Origin of the sequence: Fictibacillus fluitans (assembly GCF_030418125.1) — a bacterium.
GTDB classification, from domain to species: Bacteria; Bacillota; Bacilli; order Bacillales; family Fictibacillaceae; genus Fictibacillus_C; species Fictibacillus_C fluitans.
In genome coordinates this window covers 17,557-34,064 of sequence record NZ_JAUHTR010000008.1, presented here as the reverse complement: position 1 = coordinate 34,064, position 16,508 = coordinate 17,557, and the positions used below count along the sequence as shown (strand labels likewise).

14 protein-coding genes are annotated in these 16,508 nt (G+C 44.6%); 7 read left to right on the top strand and 7 right to left on the bottom strand.

The genetic code is table 11. The annotated features are described in order from the left end of the window. Window positions 1-14: 14 nt before the first annotated feature. From QYB97_RS15095 to QYB97_RS15085, 3 genes are all read right to left on the bottom strand, one after another. Entirely contained in the window at window positions 15-1,250 is a 1,236-nt protein-coding gene (locus QYB97_RS15095) for a helix-turn-helix domain-containing protein (protein WP_301166841.1), read from the bottom strand. 108 nt (window positions 1,251-1,358) lie between these two features. After that, window positions 1,359-2,816: a glycoside hydrolase family 30 protein gene (locus QYB97_RS15090; protein ID WP_301166840.1), complete on the bottom strand. Its 1,458-nt coding sequence runs from the start codon at window positions 2,814-2,816 to the stop codon at window positions 1,359-1,361. Between the two features lie 64 nt (window positions 2,817-2,880). Beyond that, entirely contained in the window at window positions 2,881-5,532 is a 2,652-nt protein-coding gene (locus QYB97_RS15085) for a beta-glucosidase H (protein WP_301166839.1), read from the bottom strand. A gap of 368 nt (window positions 5,533-5,900) precedes the next feature. Here QYB97_RS15085 and QYB97_RS15080 point away from each other — a divergent pair, with 368 nt between their 5' ends. After that, entirely contained in the window at window positions 5,901-6,395 is a 495-nt protein-coding gene (locus QYB97_RS15080; protein WP_301166838.1) for an Lrp/AsnC family transcriptional regulator, read from the top strand. Then, on the top strand, window positions 6,392-7,573 hold the full coding sequence (locus QYB97_RS15075) for an aminotransferase (protein WP_301166837.1): 1,182 nt from the start codon (window positions 6,392-6,394) through the stop codon (window positions 7,571-7,573). The genes QYB97_RS15080 and QYB97_RS15075 overlap by 4 nt, the downstream gene beginning before the upstream one ends. 44 nt (window positions 7,574-7,617) lie before the next feature. Here QYB97_RS15075 and QYB97_RS15070 read toward each other — a convergent pair whose 3' ends face one another. From QYB97_RS15070 to QYB97_RS15055, 4 genes are all read right to left on the bottom strand, one after another. After that, on the bottom strand, window positions 7,618-8,484 hold the full coding sequence (locus tag QYB97_RS15070; protein WP_301166836.1) for an NAD(P)-dependent oxidoreductase: 867 nt from the start codon (window positions 8,482-8,484) through the stop codon (window positions 7,618-7,620). A 102-nt stretch (window positions 8,485-8,586) separates the two neighbouring features. Beyond that, window positions 8,587-9,270, bottom strand: a complete 684-nt coding sequence (locus tag QYB97_RS15065) for a DUF2642 domain-containing protein (RefSeq protein WP_301166835.1) — start codon at window positions 9,268-9,270, stop codon at window positions 8,587-8,589. A gap of 16 nt (window positions 9,271-9,286) precedes the next feature. Further along, the gene (locus tag QYB97_RS15060) at window positions 9,287-10,627 is read right to left on the bottom strand and encodes an arsenic transporter (protein ID WP_425589810.1); all 1,341 of its coding nucleotides are present in this window, start codon (window positions 10,625-10,627) and stop codon (window positions 9,287-9,289) included. Between the two features lie 293 nt (window positions 10,628-10,920). Continuing rightward, window positions 10,921-11,892, bottom strand: a complete 972-nt coding sequence (locus QYB97_RS15055; protein ID WP_301166834.1) for an NAD(P)H-dependent flavin oxidoreductase — start codon at window positions 11,890-11,892, stop codon at window positions 10,921-10,923. 171 nt (window positions 11,893-12,063) lie between these two features. Here QYB97_RS15055 and QYB97_RS15050 point away from each other — a divergent pair, with 171 nt between their 5' ends. The 5 genes from QYB97_RS15050 (at window position 12,064) to QYB97_RS15030 (ending at window position 16,471) form a co-directional block, all read left to right on the top strand. Further along, complete coding sequence (locus QYB97_RS15050) at window positions 12,064-12,987, top strand: TIGR01777 family oxidoreductase (protein ID WP_301166833.1); 924 nt, start codon at window positions 12,064-12,066, stop codon at window positions 12,985-12,987. Between the two features lie 94 nt (window positions 12,988-13,081). Then, window positions 13,082-13,987, top strand: a complete 906-nt coding sequence (locus QYB97_RS15045) for an ABC transporter ATP-binding protein (RefSeq protein ID WP_301166832.1) — start codon at window positions 13,082-13,084, stop codon at window positions 13,985-13,987. Next, complete coding sequence (locus QYB97_RS15040; protein ID WP_301167056.1) at window positions 13,987-14,724, top strand: ABC transporter permease; 738 nt, start codon at window positions 13,987-13,989, stop codon at window positions 14,722-14,724. The genes QYB97_RS15045 and QYB97_RS15040 overlap by 1 nt, the downstream gene beginning before the upstream one ends. Window positions 14,725-14,738: 14 nt before the next feature. Then, complete coding sequence (locus tag QYB97_RS15035; protein WP_301167055.1) at window positions 14,739-15,869, top strand: sensor histidine kinase; 1,131 nt, start codon at window positions 14,739-14,741, stop codon at window positions 15,867-15,869. Beyond that, window positions 15,866-16,471, top strand: coding sequence for a response regulator transcription factor (locus QYB97_RS15030; protein ID WP_301166831.1), 606 nt, complete (start codon window positions 15,866-15,868; stop codon window positions 16,469-16,471). Before QYB97_RS15035 ends, QYB97_RS15030 begins: the two co-directional genes overlap by 4 nt. Window positions 16,472-16,508: the final 37 nt, after the last annotated feature.

The following is a 16,508-nucleotide window of genomic DNA, read 5'->3' as shown; positions in this document are numbered from 1 at the left end:
AGGCGGTTTTTGTATTAAAAGGATGACTTTTTTTGATTGCGAAACTGGCTGGGTGTTTCGCCAGTTAGTTTCTTAAAGACTTTTGTGAAATAGCTTTGATCATGGAAGTTGAGTAGGGTATAAATTTCTGACACTGAATAATGAGAAAAAGTGAGCAGGTTTTTGGCTTCATCCACCTTTGCTTTCTGGATATAGCTGGTGATGGACATACCTGTTTCTTTTTTAAATAACAATGATAAATAGTTTGGATGCAGCTTGAGCATGTTAGCAAGCTCTGCCACTTTCAATTCGTCGTATATATGAGAAAAAATATAATTCTGGCAGGTGATAACTGGTTTAGAATACGTTTGCCGCTTAAGCTGATCTACACGGTCGGCAAAGCTATAATGAGCCTGATCAACCAGAGTCCAAACTTCATTCACATCCGTCAGCTCTTCTATATTTTGTATATACTTATCACTGAGAGTATAGGCGATTTCAGGATAAAGGCCTCCATCAACCGCATAGCGGGTGGCCAGGGTAATCCCTACAATCGCTAAGTTTTTCTGGCTTCTTATATGGCTGGTTCTGGAAAGAACACCCATTCCCTCTTTTTTGAAATATTTTTTCCTTACTTCAATAAGGTCTTCCTTGCGCCCTTCCTTAATATATTGAAAGACTTTCTTTTCAATAAGAGGACTTGTGTGAAAGGTGTTATTCTGGCGCCTCTTTGACACAGTCATGGCAATCTCGGCACGTGGCAGGGAATTATCCTTCATCAACCGGTTGTTATGAAGAATATCCTTAGTATCGAGTTTTACTTTATAGAGCATATGGTACAGGAGCTTGCTGATATGAATCTTATTCCACTCACTGATTACAGGAATGGACTGGTAATAATCAGACAGCAGCCTTTTATCACCAGCCAATGGCAGGTCATTTATCAAACCGATCAGAGTTTCTTCCTTCAAGGGATGATCGATCGTGGGGCCGGCAATCAGGGTTCCTGCCAGCTTTTTATTTTTACAAACAGGCAATGAGAAAAAGTTTTCATAATAAGGAGTAATTGTATATAAAGGGAGAATACTGGGATTTTCCAGTTCCATAAGTTGCTTTAGCATCGTTTGTTTAGAAGAATATAAAGGATTAATGCCAGTATGTGATGCTGTCTCGAATTGAAGTTCTCCCCCATGATTCACATAGTAAAAGGGAATGTTAAAGGTTTCTGTCAGCAGACTGCAATATTCTTCGATTTGTTTTAAATCATTCATAATAAAAACCTCCAAGGGTTCTTCGATAACCGAAGAGCCTTTGCATCGTAACACGATTTCTTTGTAAATAAAACCTTTTGAGAGGTTTGGGGGAAATTGGATGTTGTTTTACAGTCCGGGCTTCCATGTGAATGTGACTGCTGATTTGCCCATGAGCTTATATTGAAAAGTCTTCGAATCCTGTTTGACTGTAAAAAAACGAGGCTCATGTCCCGTGTTAGCAGCAACCAGCACGATTGAATGATCCGGATTTTTAAAGGCAACAGTTTCTATTTCCTTATCTTCAGTTGACCCGATTCTCACCGCTCCAGGCCTTACAAATTTACTTATATGACCCACCGCGTAGTACTCTGTGTTTTTGGTATATCTTCCGCTGTCCGGATCAATGGTCAGCATGCCACGGCAGTTATCACATCCTCCGTTAAATGGCGCGCTATTTGGATCCAAAGCCAAGTTCCAAAGCAGTACCGTTTTTGCCCAGTTTCGGGGTGCACCGATGATGACATTGGACATATACCAGCTTAAGTTTTCTCCAAAGTCCGTACTCCACTTTCCGCCGCTGCATTCCGTGAAGTAAATATTTTTTTCAGGAAAGGCTTGTTGAACATCTGACATCGCTTGAGGAGTACCGTTGTAGCAATGAAACGCTGTTCCATCTGTATAAGTGCTTGCTTCATGATCTTTCAAAATTTCAGAAGCATAAGAAAGACCGTTCTTCCAATTATGGTCATAAGCAATAATTTTGGTGGAAATTTCATGTTTAGCAAAAGCTGGTCCCAGGTAATCCCTGATAAACATCGCTTGTTCTTCTGCCCCCATGCTCATGCTGGGGTAGGAGGGAGAAGTGAAACCCGGTTCGTTTTGAACCGTTATTGCATTAACGGGTATGCCGGCTTTTTTATAGGCTTTAATATACTTCACAAAATAGTTGGCATAAGCCTGATACACTTTCTTGTCAGTGTAATCCAAATACCAGCCATTTGTTGTAGGAGTATCGTATTTCATCCACGCAGGGGCGGTCCAGGGCGTCCCCAGTATACCTACTTCTTTGTTTTTCTTTTTGATGGCTTTAAGGAGCTTCATGACGTCCTGATCTTTCGCCACAGAAAAGGCACGCAGGTTATAGTCTGTACCGCTATCGATGTCATCGTACGTATAGCTGCTTGGATTTCCATTTTGATCGACAGAGAAATCGGAGGCACCTATTGTATGGCGGACATAACTCATATGAATTCCCTGGCTGGTAAAGACGTCGGTAAGGAGGTTTTCCCGCTGGTCCGCTGTCATCTTCTGATTGATTAAATAGGCCGATGAGCCTGTGGCAGCTGCACCAAAACCATCCATCTCTTGGTATTCCTTTTTTTCATCAACAGCAATGACCGGGTTTGTGCCGTTTTGCCGATTGGAGAAAAACTTATGATGCTGCGGCGTTAGCAGGTGCTTCTGGTCTGGAGTGGTCAGCCAGATCCTGACTTCGGTATCTTCCGTAGAAGAACGGGTGGGGACCAGTAATAGAATAAGGATAAAGAAAAAGAGAGCCATCAGCTTTTTTGTATACAGACGCATAGTAACCACCTTTCCCTGTATTTATAAAGAAAAGCCGGAGCAGCTGCACCGGCTTTTCGCATGATTATTTAATGTTGACACTGCCTTTAAGCTTCATGTCTTGTGAGGAAGATCCTACATAAACAGGCACATTTCCAGAAGGCATGACCCATTTATTTGATTCTTCATCCCAGTAGGATAATGCTTTTGGATCCAAATCTACGGATACGCGTTGTTGTTTGCCTGGTTTGAGTTCAATCTTTGCAAATCCGGCAAGCTGCTTCGCTGGAGTATCCACTTTGTTGGTCGGAAGTTTTCCGGTATACACCTGGACAACTTCTTCTCCTTTTTTATGGCCAGTGTTTCGAAGGTTAAGCTGAACGGTAACCTTTTTGTTATGATGAGACGTATTGGTGTGAAGGTTGCTGTATTTAAAGCTCGTGTACGATAATCCATGTCCAAACGGATAAGCCACTTTGAGCCCGGATTTTTCGTATCCTTTGTAACCTACAAATACATCATCATTGTATTCGGAAGTACCGTTTTGACCAGGGAACTGTTTGCTGTCAGAAATCGGTGTGGATTTTTCATCTACAGGGAAAGTGACTGGCAGTTTACCTGACGGATTAACGTCCCCAAATAGTACATTGGCAACGGCGTTTCCTTGTTCCTGTCCACCGAACCACGCTTGAACAATTGCCGGTACACTGTCTTTCCATTGTGTCATTTTAACGGCACGGCCGCTCATGTTCACAACGATTGTATTTGGATTTACTTTTGAAACCTCACGGATCAGTTTTGATTGATCATTTGGAAGCTCCATATCGGAACGCTCCACGTAGCCTTCACTGTCGTATGTTCTTGTTACAACTACAGCTACTTTAGATTTCTTTGCCAGGTCGATCGCTTTTTGCATTTTGGCATCAATGGCATCAGACGGAGCTTCCCATCCAAAACGGAACATGGCACCGAAATCGCGGATGCTTGGATCAGGCTCACCTGTACTGTATTCCACTTTTACTTCATGCTTTTCACCTTTTGCCAGTTGAATGCTCGCTGTTTTTGTTCCAAGCTCTGTATCGTTATAATCGATCATAAGCTTGTTATCAACATATAATTTCCCTTCACCTTTTCCTGTGAGGGACAGTTTGTATTCACCGGTTTTTGGCGCGCTGATATGTCCTGTCCAGCGGGCAGACATCTTTTTATTCAGATCTCTTGGAACTTGCTCCACCTTAGGGGAAGAAGCATTAAATCCTTCATAGTTATAGAAACCTAAGTTCATGTTGACTTGTCCGTCTGTACGGGTGAGAACAGGCTTTCCTTCAAAATTTGTGTTATTGAAGTATTCTGCAGTTAATCCATTGCTGTTCTCTTCTTGTTGTGGTGTTAAAACAGATGAAGGAACAGCTGCAGGCCCAGGAAGAATACCGCCAGCAGTAATTGGGTCAGTTCCAGGTTCATAAGTTACTTTGGAATTTTTGCCTGCCCGGTTTTTAATACCTTCAAGCGGGCTTACGGTATACGTTGGGCTGACTAACGAACTTCCGCCACCCGCTGCTGATGCGTTATCTGCATCCGGCCCGATTACAGCAATTGATTGCTGTTTCTTATTGCTTAGCGGCAAGGTTTTTTTGTTGTTTTTGAGAAGCACCATGGACTCTTCGGCAATTTCACGTGCTGTTTTTCCGTGAGCTTGTGCTGGGATCTGGTTATTTTGTGCCAGACGGTCAAAGAGACCTTTATCAAACATTTGAGTCAGAATGCGCCGGGCCATATCATCAATTCGTTCTTGGCTGACTTCTCCGTTTTTAACTGCAGTCAGGAGTTTATCTCCCCATTTGGCGTTAGGTTCACCAGGTGTTTCAAGGTCAAGTCCAGCGTTTGCAGATTTAGCTGTACTTGGGTTAGCGCCATAGTCACTCATTACGAACCCTTTAAATCCAAGCTGTTTTTTAAGAATATCATTGAGCAGAGTATCATTTTCGCATGCATAGTCACCATTTACCTTATTGAATGAACACATCACAGATGCAAGATCTGCTTTATCCATCGTTTCTGCAAAAGGACGTGCATATACTTCCTGGATGGCACGTTCGCTTGCAATGGAATCAATCGTGAAACGTTTTGTTTCCTGATTATTTAATAGCCAGTGTTTTGCTGTGGCAAGCACCGGATAACTTTGAATGCCTTGAACGAATGGAACACCCATTTGGGATTGAAGTAGCGGGTCTTCACCCAATGATTCGAAGTTGCGCTCTCCCCATGGAACACGTGCAATATCCAGACCAGGCCCGAGAGATACGTTGTGAGTGGTATTAAACGCTTCGTTTCCAATGAGATCGCCATACGCTTTCGCCGTCGTTTTATCCCAAGTTGAAGCGAGGGCAATTGGTGCAGGAAGTGCGGTTGACTTCTTGTCCTGAACATCTGGATTGGCGATCCTGACGCCTGCTGGTCCATCTGCCATTGTCAGGGCTGGAATATTTAAACGGTCAAGTCCTGAATTATAGAATCCGTAATAATTGTTGAGGTTTCCTGTGATAAAGGATACCTTATCTTCCAACGTCATCGCATGAAGCAGTTCATCTGTCCGCTTTTCTGCCGGCTGGCTGGCATTCATCCATGGCTGAATGGAAGTTTCTTCCGCTGAAACAGATTTCAGCGGGGTCGCAATGATGGATAGACCCATCACGAGTGCTGCCAGACGGATAACTGGCTTTTTGTTTGTTCTCAAATCTAACACGTCCCTTTTCATATTTAGACTAATCGATATACTACGAAAGCGAAGTCGACTTAGTTAGTCTAAAGGACCTATATCAGAATTGATGGTGCTTATTTAATGTTTTTGGTATTTTTATGAGTCTATTTTCTTGATTTTTAACGGTTTTCCCGGTGAAAACGCAGTCAATTCCATAATAATTTTACTAGTGTTGATAATATTTAGGTGAAATAATTTATGGGGGTTAAACAAAGTTTTTTAATTTTGGACGGAAATAAAAAAACAATAGGTAAAAATACATGAAAGTTAAAGAATACCGATGGCGGGAAGCTCAGGATTTGTTATAATGTTCAACATATTATACTGCAAAGAGAGTGATAGAAATGGATTCGAAGGAACGGGAATTGCTGCAGCTCATCGAAAAAAACGGACGCCTTGAAAATTCAACCATTGCAAGATTAATGGGAATTTCAGAGGATGAAACGGAACAAATGATCGAAAAGCTTGAAAAGGAAAAAGTGATTCTTGGATATTCCGCCATTATCAACTGGACGAAGGGTACCGATGAAGGTGCGGTAACGGCCATGATTGATGTTAAAGTTACGCCGAAGCGGGGTGTAGGATTCGATAAGGTAGCGGAGAGGATCTACCGTTTTCCTGAAGTAAAAGCGGTCTATCTCATGTCTGGTGTATATGATCTTTCGGTTTCCATTGAAGGAAAGAACATGGCAGAGGTAGGAAGGTTTGTCTCTGAGAAATTGTCTACTATTGATTCTGTTATTTCGACGACGACTCATTTCATCTTGAAAAAGTACAAGCATGATGGTCTTGTCTTCAGTGAAAATGAAGAAGATAAACGAATTGTGGTGTCCCCATGATTACAGAACAGCGCTCCAAGTATTTGTCTGATTCAGTCCAATCCATACAGCCATCGGGAATTCGCCGCTTTTTCGATTTGGCATCTTCCATGGAAAATGTCATTTCGCTTGGTGTAGGTGAACCGGATTTCGTTACGCCCTGGAATGTAATTGAAGCAAGCTATCATTCGCTGGAGCAGGGGTATACCGCGTATACTGCCAACGCCGGGTTGCTTGAACTGCGAAAAGAAATTTCCCGCTACATGAGGCGGCGATTTGGCGTCACCTACAGTGCGGAAAATGAAATGGTTGTCACAGTAGGGGCTTCGCAGGCGATTGATATTGCACTGCGTGCAGTAGTCAATCCTGGTGAAGAGGTTATTGTTGTGGAACCGAGTTTTGTCTCCTATGCTCCGACCGTAACACTGGCTGGCGGAGTGCCTGTGCAGGTGCAAACATACAGCGAAAATGATTTTAAGCTTCAGCCTGAACACATTGAAGAAGCCGTAACGGAAAAAACCAAGGCTATTTTATTATGCAGCCCAAATAATCCAACCGGCACTGTGCTGTCAAAGACCGATTTGCAAAAGATTGCCGAAGTGGTGGAAAAGCATGATTTGCTCGTTATTTCTGATGAAATTTATGCGGAGCTGACGTATGACGAGCCGTATACGAGTTTTCCTTCTGTAGGGAAAATGAAGGAGCGCACCATCTTAATCTCCGGATTTTCAAAAGCGTTTGCGATGACCGGCTGGCGGCTTGGATTTGCATGCGGACCAAAGGATGTCCTGCAGGCGATGCTTAAGATTCATCAGTATACGATGATGTGCGCCCCAACGATGGCTCAGCATGCTGCACTGGATGCATTGGTCAACGGACAAAAAGATGTAATCAGGATGAAGGAGAGCTACCGTCAGCGCAGAAGCCTTGTAACTCACGCCCTTGAAGAGATGGGCCTCTCATGCCATACGCCGGGCGGCGCCTTTTATGTATTTCCTTCTATTAAAAACACAGGGCTTTCCTCGGAAGAATTTGCGGAGCAGCTGCTAATGAAAGAACAAGTGGCCGTTGTGCCCGGAAGTGTGTTTGGTGAAAGTGGAGAAGGGCATATCCGCTGTTCCTACGCCACTTCCATCGCCAAGCTTGAAGAAGCGATGAAACGGATCAAGCGGTTTATTGAAAACAGGGAAACAGCGTAAACGCCATAAAAAAGCACCGATCCAGAAGAATTCGGTGCTTTTTCCTATTTATGCGGTGTACGCAAAAACTCATAAATGGCTGAGAAGTCTTCTTTTCCCAGTCCGTATTGATTTGCCAAACTATACATCTCTTTCGTTACATTCGCAATGGGAAGGGAGCTTCCGTTCTGATAGGCTTCACCTGCAATGAGATTTAAGTCTTTTTGGATATGCTCCAGAGGAAATTCGGTATCATATTGGTTGGTTAGGAGCTTGTTCTTTTTACCGCCGATAAACGCTCCTGTAGTAGGTCCTCCGATTAGTGTGTTCAGGATAGCTTCTTTATCAAGACCGAGGGACTCTCCGAAATTGAGAGCTTCCGCAAAGACGGCCATGGACTGGGCGAGTGTCAGGTTCACCACAAGCTTCATGGATGTTCCGCTTCCATGCTCTCCCTGATGATGAATGGCTTTACCCATGACATTCAGGTACGGACGGACTTCTTCCAAGACTTCAGCTTGTCCGCCTGCATGGAATACCAATTCCCCATTTTCTGCGGGCTTCAGCGATCCGGCGACAGGAGCATCCAAAAAGCGGATATCCAATCGGCGGGCTTCCTCGGCCATTTGTCTGGAAAAACCGGGATTAACTGTGCTGCAGTCCACCCAGATGGAACCCTTTGGAAGGTGCTGCAAAAATCCCTCATCTCCTAAAGCTGCACTTTCTACAACATTCGGATTTGTAAGCATGGTAAAAAGTACGGTGGATTGCCTTGCCGTTTCAGCGGGGGTTTCTCCCCATACCGCACCATTGGCAAGCAGGTCCTGGGCTTTTTCTTTCGTACGGTTGTAGACGACCAGTTCGTTTCCTGCGGACAGCAGGTTGGCTGCCATCCGGCTTCCCATAATACCTATTCCAATGAATCCAATCATGAAATCCCTCCTTGTATGCTCCTATTTTAACGTGAGCGTCCATGAACCGCTAATAATCAGGCTTCAAAAAAAGAACCGATCCAAGCGAATCGGCTAATAAAGTCATAAGGCGTATATGATTTTGATGTGATGAATGTTCCAATAAACGGTTTCTCCTTCAGCGTTTACAAGGGCCAGTTTTTGTTCGAAAACTTTTTTCAGCAATCCTGTTTTTTGCAGATGGTCTCCTAAATCAAGCACGACCATATGATCTTCGAGTTTTTTGCATTGTTCTTCAAAGCTTCGTGACAAAGGCAGGGAGTGATGGCTTACAGGCAGCTTTGCTGTGCTTAAGGTGTACGGGGTAACAGAATCATTATAGGGAATCAGCCATTTCAGATGGCTGAGGGTGATAAACATGGTTTTATAAACCGGCGAGTAAAACACAAAGTAATCATTCATTACGCTTGTAATATAGCCATGAAGGGTTTTATCACCTGTTACATAAATTTTGATAAAGCGTCCTTTTGCGTTCATGAGGATTTTACGGAAAGATACTTTGTCGGTTTGATGGTCGATGGGAGCCTGGATATCCTCAGGATTTTCTTCTTGTATAAATAAATTTGTCTTTCGAAGATTGTGCACGTGGACAGAAGGAATATAAAGATAGTCCTGGCCGTTGAAGAGTACATAGATATCCGTGCCAATATCCACTAAAACACCAAGGTGAACCTTGCCTCCTGAAACTTCCATCTCAACAGCGGAGTTCAAAAGACTGATATATTCAGTTAAAAATTCGTTCTTCATTCATTTTCCTCCATAACTAAAATAACCAATGAACCCAGTAGTACAGGCAGATTAATGTAAATACGACAGTTGGCGGTATGACGACAATCGTGACTTTAAAGTAATGCTTCCAGCTTAGCTTCACGTTTCCCTTTTTGAGCAAATGCATCCACATCAGCGTGGCCAGCGTTCCGATGGGAAGGAGCAGTGAGCCAATATCGCTGCCGATTACGTTTGCCAGGTAGGCGAGTTTCAAGGTAAGAGGATCCAGATTCATGTTGGTTAGGGTCAGGGTTCCTACCATCAGGGCAGGGTGATTGTTAAACAGGTTGGAAAGAATACTGAGGGTACCACCCATCATGAGGCTCGCATACAGGTGGTGCTCGGAAACAAAAGGCTTTAAAACGCCAACAAGTGCCTCCGTCAACCCGATATTATGGAGTCCATAAATGATTACATACATACTAAAGGCAAAGATGAGAATGTGCCAGGGGGTTTTCTTGAGCATGTCCATTGGATTCACTTTTAAATAGATCCAGCGCCAGGCTAAAAGAATCACTGAACCGAGCACGGCCATGGTTTCAACCGGAAGACCAACATAAGAAGCTGCAAAAAGGCTGAGCCTGACACAAAGCACAAACAGCAATATTTTGTACATAAACGCGTTTTTGTTCTTTATCGGTGATTCCTGAACAGGCATCAGCGGGTGTGAAACGGGTTTTGAAAGATCAAACGTAATCTGCGGAAGGCGGCGGGGCAGCGTTTTTCTAAAATACAGAAACAGCAGAAGCACCAAAAAAACCAAACCAAGGGTTGCCGGGACAAACATCATAGCCGTATGCATATAAAGGTCCATGTGCACAATCTTTAATGCAATCAGGTTTACAATATTGCTGACACCGATGGGGGCACTTGAGGCTGTGGCGATCAAAGCGCCCGAAAGCAGGTAAGGGATCTTCTCGTGGTTTTTTAAGCGGAAACGTTTAAGAAGCAGAATTAAGATCGGAGTGGTAATGAGGATACTTCCATCGTTATTAAAGAAAAGGGTCATAAAAAAACAAAGCAGGTTCACATTCCAGAAAAGCCGGATACCGGAGCCTTTTGACTTTTCCGCAAGCAGTTGTGCCATCCAGGTGAAAAAACCAAAGCTTTCAAGTACGATTGCCATTACAATGGTAGCTATTATGGTAATGGCAGCTCCGCTGATCGTTTCTGCGATTTTCCCGAGATCCTGAAGGGAAACGGAACCACATACCAATACGATGACAGCCCCTACGGTCGCGGGGACAGCCTCGTTCATATCCAACGGCCGCCAAAAGATAAATAGTAGGGTCAGGAGAAAGGAAAGAACAGTGACAGACACCATTATTTCAGTCAAAACTTCACTTCCTTTAAAGCAATCTTAGATGGGAAAACTAGTGAAGTTATATGCGGCAGCATCATCACTAAGGTACATCTATACTTTAAGTATATGTGTCTAGCAAAAGCCTTGTCCTAAGCCATTCACACATTTTGCTAGAAATGCGCGTATGACCTCAATGCAAAAAAAAGAAGCTTGCAGGGCAGCTTCTTTTGGAAGCTTGCAGGGCAGCTTCTCTTTGAAGCTTGCAGGGCAGCTTCTCTTTGAAGCTTGCAGGGCAGCTTCTCTTTGAAGCTTGCAGGGCAGCTTCTTTATTGCATGCTGTTGGCTTTTTCGTTCTTCTTCACAAGACGTTCAAGGCTCCTGTCATAATCTCTTTTCAGCTCTTCGACGATATCCTTAACAGGAGCTACTTTCTTGATAGAATTGACACCCTGGCCGGCCGACCAGATATCCTTCCATGCTTTGGCCTCCGAAGCATCAAGATGTGAAACGTCGACTTGTTCCTTCCGTTTCAATTGTTCAGGATCAAGGCCGGCATTCCGGATACTTGGGGTAAGGTAATTCGCATTCACCCCGCTGAACGCATCCGTGTAGATCAGGTCTTCAAAGGAAGAGTCTATGAGCATGGTTTTGTATTCCGAACTGGCAAAGCTTTCCTCTGAAGCGATAAAGCGGGTACCCATGTATACCAAGTCGGCCCCGAGTGCTTCGGCAGCCAATATATCCTGCCCGTTGTTAATGCAGCCAGCCAAAATGGTGAAACCCTCCCAGAATTCCTTGACCGCGCCTGTGAATGCGATCGGGTTTATTGTTCCTGCATGGCCCCCGGCACCGTTGCAGACCAGGATCAGCCCATCCACTCCTGTTTGTGCGGCTTTTCTTGCATGAACAAGATGGATGACATCTGAGAATACAAGTCCTCCATACTGGTGTACAATTTCGACCACTTCTCCCGGATGGCCAAGTGAAGTAATGACAACGGGAGGCTGATATTTTTTAATCAGCTCCAAGTCCTGTTTATACCGTTTGTTGCTTTTATGTACAATGATGTTAACAGCCCAGGGAGCAGCGTTATCAGCTGACTTGAGTTCTCCGGTAATCCGGACCATCCATTCCTCCAATATTTCACTGGTTCGTGCATTGAGGAGTGGAAAGGAACCGATAATACCTGATCTGCAGGCTTCAATAACAAGATCAGGACTTGATACAAGGAACATTGGTGCAGCGATTACAGGCAAACTTAACTTGTTTACAAACTCTTCAGTAAATTTATCCGGCATAACTATTCCTCCCTTGGCAATAAAAATGAATGAACTCTCATTCATTTTTTACGCGTTGATATTCATTCCCTTCTTTAAAGGTACTTTACGGATTTTAGGCGGTCAAGAGAAAACGCTATATTTCTGTGATAGAATGGGAATATCTACTAATTTAATAGATTGGAGAATAGTATGTCCAAAAAAATTGTGCTCGCTGGAGGATCGGGTTTTCTGGGAGAAAACCTTGCTGAATTCCTCCAGACTCGAAATTATGACATTGTCATTTTATCCAGACAGCCTTATAAGGTTGAAAAGGGAATCCGGTATATCCAGTGGGATGGAAGGAGCATGGATGAGTGGGCATCAGAATTGGATGGCTCCCATGCAGTGGTTAATTTTACGGGAAAAAGTGTCAACTGCATCTATACGAAAAAAAACAGAGAGGAGATTGTATCGTCCCGGATTGATTCAGTCCGTGTGCTGAAGGAAGCCATTCAGAGCTGCACCCGTCCGCCCCAGGCCTTTATCCAGGCGGGTTCGCTTGCCATCTTCGGAGACACGGCTCTTTTGTGTGATGAAGATTCCCCTCATGGAAGCGGGTTTTCGGTGGAAGTATGCCAGCGGTGGGAAGAGGAATTCTTTAAGGAGGAAATACCGGGTACCCGGCAAGTGTTATTCAGGATCGGTTTTGCGCTGGGAAGAAACGGAGGTGCGCTTGAGCCGCTGCAAAAGCTCGCGTCCCTTAATCTGGGCGGTACAGTGGGTTCAGGGAAACAATACATAAGCTGGCTTCACGTGGATGACCTGAACGCGATGTTTCTGTATGCAATCGAATCCGAACGTTTCTCAGGTATCTATAATGCTACCGGTCCACAGCCTGTAACCAATAAAGAGTTTATGAAAACACTGAGGGGTGTAATGGGAAAAGGCTGGGCTCCGCCAGCTCCTTCTCCTTTTGTGCGGCTTGGCGCTTATGCAGTAATGAGAACCGAGCCCAGCCTTGCACTTACAGGACGAAATTGCATACCGGCAAGGCTGGTGGAACAAGGATTTCAGTTTGCGTTCACCAGCCTTGAAGAGGCGCTTCATGATATACTGCAGCCTGTTTTGCAATAAGATGACATTTGTCATTTTATTTTGATGACAGATACGACTTAGCATTGCCTTTCATTCTTCGTACAATAAAACTATCAAGTGGAGGTGGACGAAGATGAATGAGGTCGTTTCGGTTCAACATGTCTCAAAGTCTTTTAAAAATGAAAAAGCGGTTGATGATGTATCGTTCGGTATTCAAGCGGGAGAGATTGTTGCCATCCTTGGTCCCAATGGTGCGGGCAAAACGACAACAATCCTTATGATGCTCGGCCTCATGGAACCGGAAGCGGGCTTTTCCACATTATTTGGCAGCAATCCAAAAAGCAGAAAGGTTCGTGAAAGGATCGGGGCCATGTTTCAGGAAGTAAGTGTAATGGATGGTCTGACCTGCAGGGAAATCCTGGCACTTGTCCGCTCGTACTATCCAAACCCGCTTCCGGTAAGCGAATTGACAGCATTGACCGGGCTTGAAGAGAAGGATTTAAAGAAACGGGCGGAAAAACTGTCAGGCGGACAGAAAAGAAGATTGAATTTTGCTCTCGCACTGGCAGGCGATCCGGATCTTCTGTTCTTTGATGAACCGACAGTAGGAATGGACATTTCTGCACGAAAATCGTTTTGGGATACAATCCGCTTGCTCAAGAATCGGGGCAAGACCATCATTTTTACGACTCACTATCTGCAGGAAGCAGATGACGTGGCTGAGAGAATCATCATGTTTCATAAAGGCAGGATCGTGGCGGACGGAAAACCTGAAGTGCTGAAAAACAAGCTTGCCAGGCAGACTGTCTCCTTTGTTGCAGAAAATAGGATGCCTCTTGAAGAGTGCTGGAAGCTGCCCGACGTTAAGGATGTTTACCGTCTTGGAGAACGGATTTACATTCTCTCGGACGACTCGGACCGCGTACTCGAAGCCCTGTTCCAACACAAATGGGACATCCGGAATATCCAGACTGAGCAAGGAAAGCTTGAGGAAGCGTTTGATCATCTGACCCGCAGCGGCAAAAGGGAGGTGGGATGATGAAGATAATAGCAGCCCAGTGCAAAGCAGAAATGACACGTATGCTCCGTAACAAGTACTTTGTGTTTTGGTCCCTGTTCATGCCTATCCTGTTCTACTATATCTTTACGAGAGTGGTGAATACGGGAACTGCTGATCAAGAGGCATGGCAAGCTCATTACCTGATGTCGATGACCACATTCAGTGTGATGGGATCCTCTATCATGTCGCTTGGCATCCGGCTTGTGCAAGAGCGGACACAAGGGTGGACACTGTATATGAGAATTACACCGCTTTCGCATACTGCCTACTTTTTTGCAAAAATGGCAAGTCAGACGCTGATACATCTCTTTTCTATCATTGTGATTTTTCTTGCGGGAGTTTTAATTAATGATGTCAGCTTATCAGCAGGCGTGTGGACCATGAGTGCTCTCTGGATATTGGCTGCTTCGGCTCCGTTCCTCGCATTGGGTACCCTTGTGGGCACGATGAAGCGGGTCGATACGGCTTCAGGTGTAAGCAATGTGGTTTACATGGTGCTTGCGGTCAGCGGAGGCATGTGGATGCCGGTTGAAGTTTTTCCTGATCTGATGCAGCGTATTGTCAAATGGCTGCCATCCTATAGTTTCGGGAATGGAGCCTGGGAAATCGCAGCAGGAAACCTCCCGGGCATCAGCAGCATTCTCATTTTAATCGGTTATTCAATCTTGTTTATGATGTTCTCCAACTATATTCGAAGGAAACAGGAAGCGGTGTGATATAAATGAAACGGATGGGAAAAAAGGTGAGAATTTTTCCTGAACGATACGGCTTTTTTCCGTATATCTTCTTAGTCTATGTCAGTTTGCCTGCGGTTGCCATTGCGGTGGAATCGGGCATAAAACTTGTCATTGGGTACGGGCTTTTGCTGCTGTTTCTGTTGACCTACCGCCAGCTTTACTGCACGGAAGGGAAAAAAACCTTTACATACTGGCTTGCGGTACAAATGCTGATTATTTTGGTGATGAGCCTGTTTTACAGCCCGAATAATCTGTTTATGGGTTTCTTTCCTGCAAACTTTATTGGCTGGTACAAAAAGAAACGATCGTTTTACCTTGCGCTTGCTGTCTTTGCTGTAGTGCAGTCTGTACCGCTGGTTCTTGGCATCCTCAATCAGGGCCTTACTGATATGGTGTACTTTCTTCCTTTCTTCGTTATTATGCTGATGTCTCCGTTCGGTATCAGGTCTATGAATCAGAGGCAGGAGCTGGAGAAACAGCTGAACGAGGCCAATGAGCAGATCAAGAACCTGGTGAAGAGGGAAGAGCGGATGAGAATCGCCAGGGACCTTCATGATACTCTCGGCCATACACTTTCATTAATCACGCTGAAAAGCCAGCTGGTAGAAAAGCTGGTAATCAAACAGCCGGAAAGGGCGCGGGTGGAAGCAAAAGAAATTGAAAAAACCTCAAGGACGGCATTAAAGCAGGTGAGGGAGCTGGTTTCCGACATGCGAGCTGTGACGGTGGCCGAAGAACTTGTCAAAGTACAATCTATACTTGAAGCTGCCGGGATTGAGTATCATTTTAATGGCGACAGCGGGCTGGAGGAGGTGCCCTATCTATCCCAGAACATCCTAAGCCTATGTATAAAAGAAGGAGTTACTAACGTAGTCAAACATTCTAAGGGGAAAAAGTGTACCATTCACATCAGTCAGAACCCGGGGGAAGTGGTACTGGTAATCAAAGATGATGGAGTGGGTCTTGACGAAAAAAAAAAGGTAGGCAATGGCTTAACGGGTATGGCTGAGAGACTGGAATTGATTGAGGGGAAATTGAACGCTTTTTCCAACAGTGGAACGGAACTCATCATTACCATCCCGGTCGTTGTAAAACAAAAGAAAGACGAGGCTGCACTGTTATGATACGAGTGATGATTGCCGAGGACCAGGGTATGCTGAGAGGGGCACTCGGAGCCCTTTTGGATATGGAAGAAGATATAGAGGTTGTCGGCCAGGCGGAGAACGGCGAAATGGCGCTATCCATGATTACTTCACTGAAACCAGACGTTTGTCTTATGGACATCGAAATGCCTCTGATGAGCGGCTTGGAAGTGGCTGAAGAACTGAAGAGAAAGAAGCTGGAATGCCGCATTATCATCGTAACAACATTCGCACGTCCGGGTTATTTTGAACGTGCGTTGAAGGCTGATGTGCATGGCTATTTATTAAAGGATGGCTCAAGTGAAGAGCTCGCCGCATCCATTAGGAATATCATGAATGGCAAGAGGGATTACGCCTCTGAATTGGTATTCGGAAGTGTGGGTGGAGGAAGCAATCCACTGACCGAACGGGAAAGGGAAGTACTAAGGCTGGTAGCTGAAGGGAAAACGTCCAAAGAAATTTCGCGTGAGCTTTTTTTGTCAGCTGGAACGGTACGAAATTATATTTCTGAAATCCTTGCCAAGCTGCAGGTAAAAAGCAGAATTGAAGCCATCTCACTGGCTGAGGAAAAAGGATGGATGTAAAAAGCAACCCTGTGTAATTTTTAAGGGTTGCTTTTTT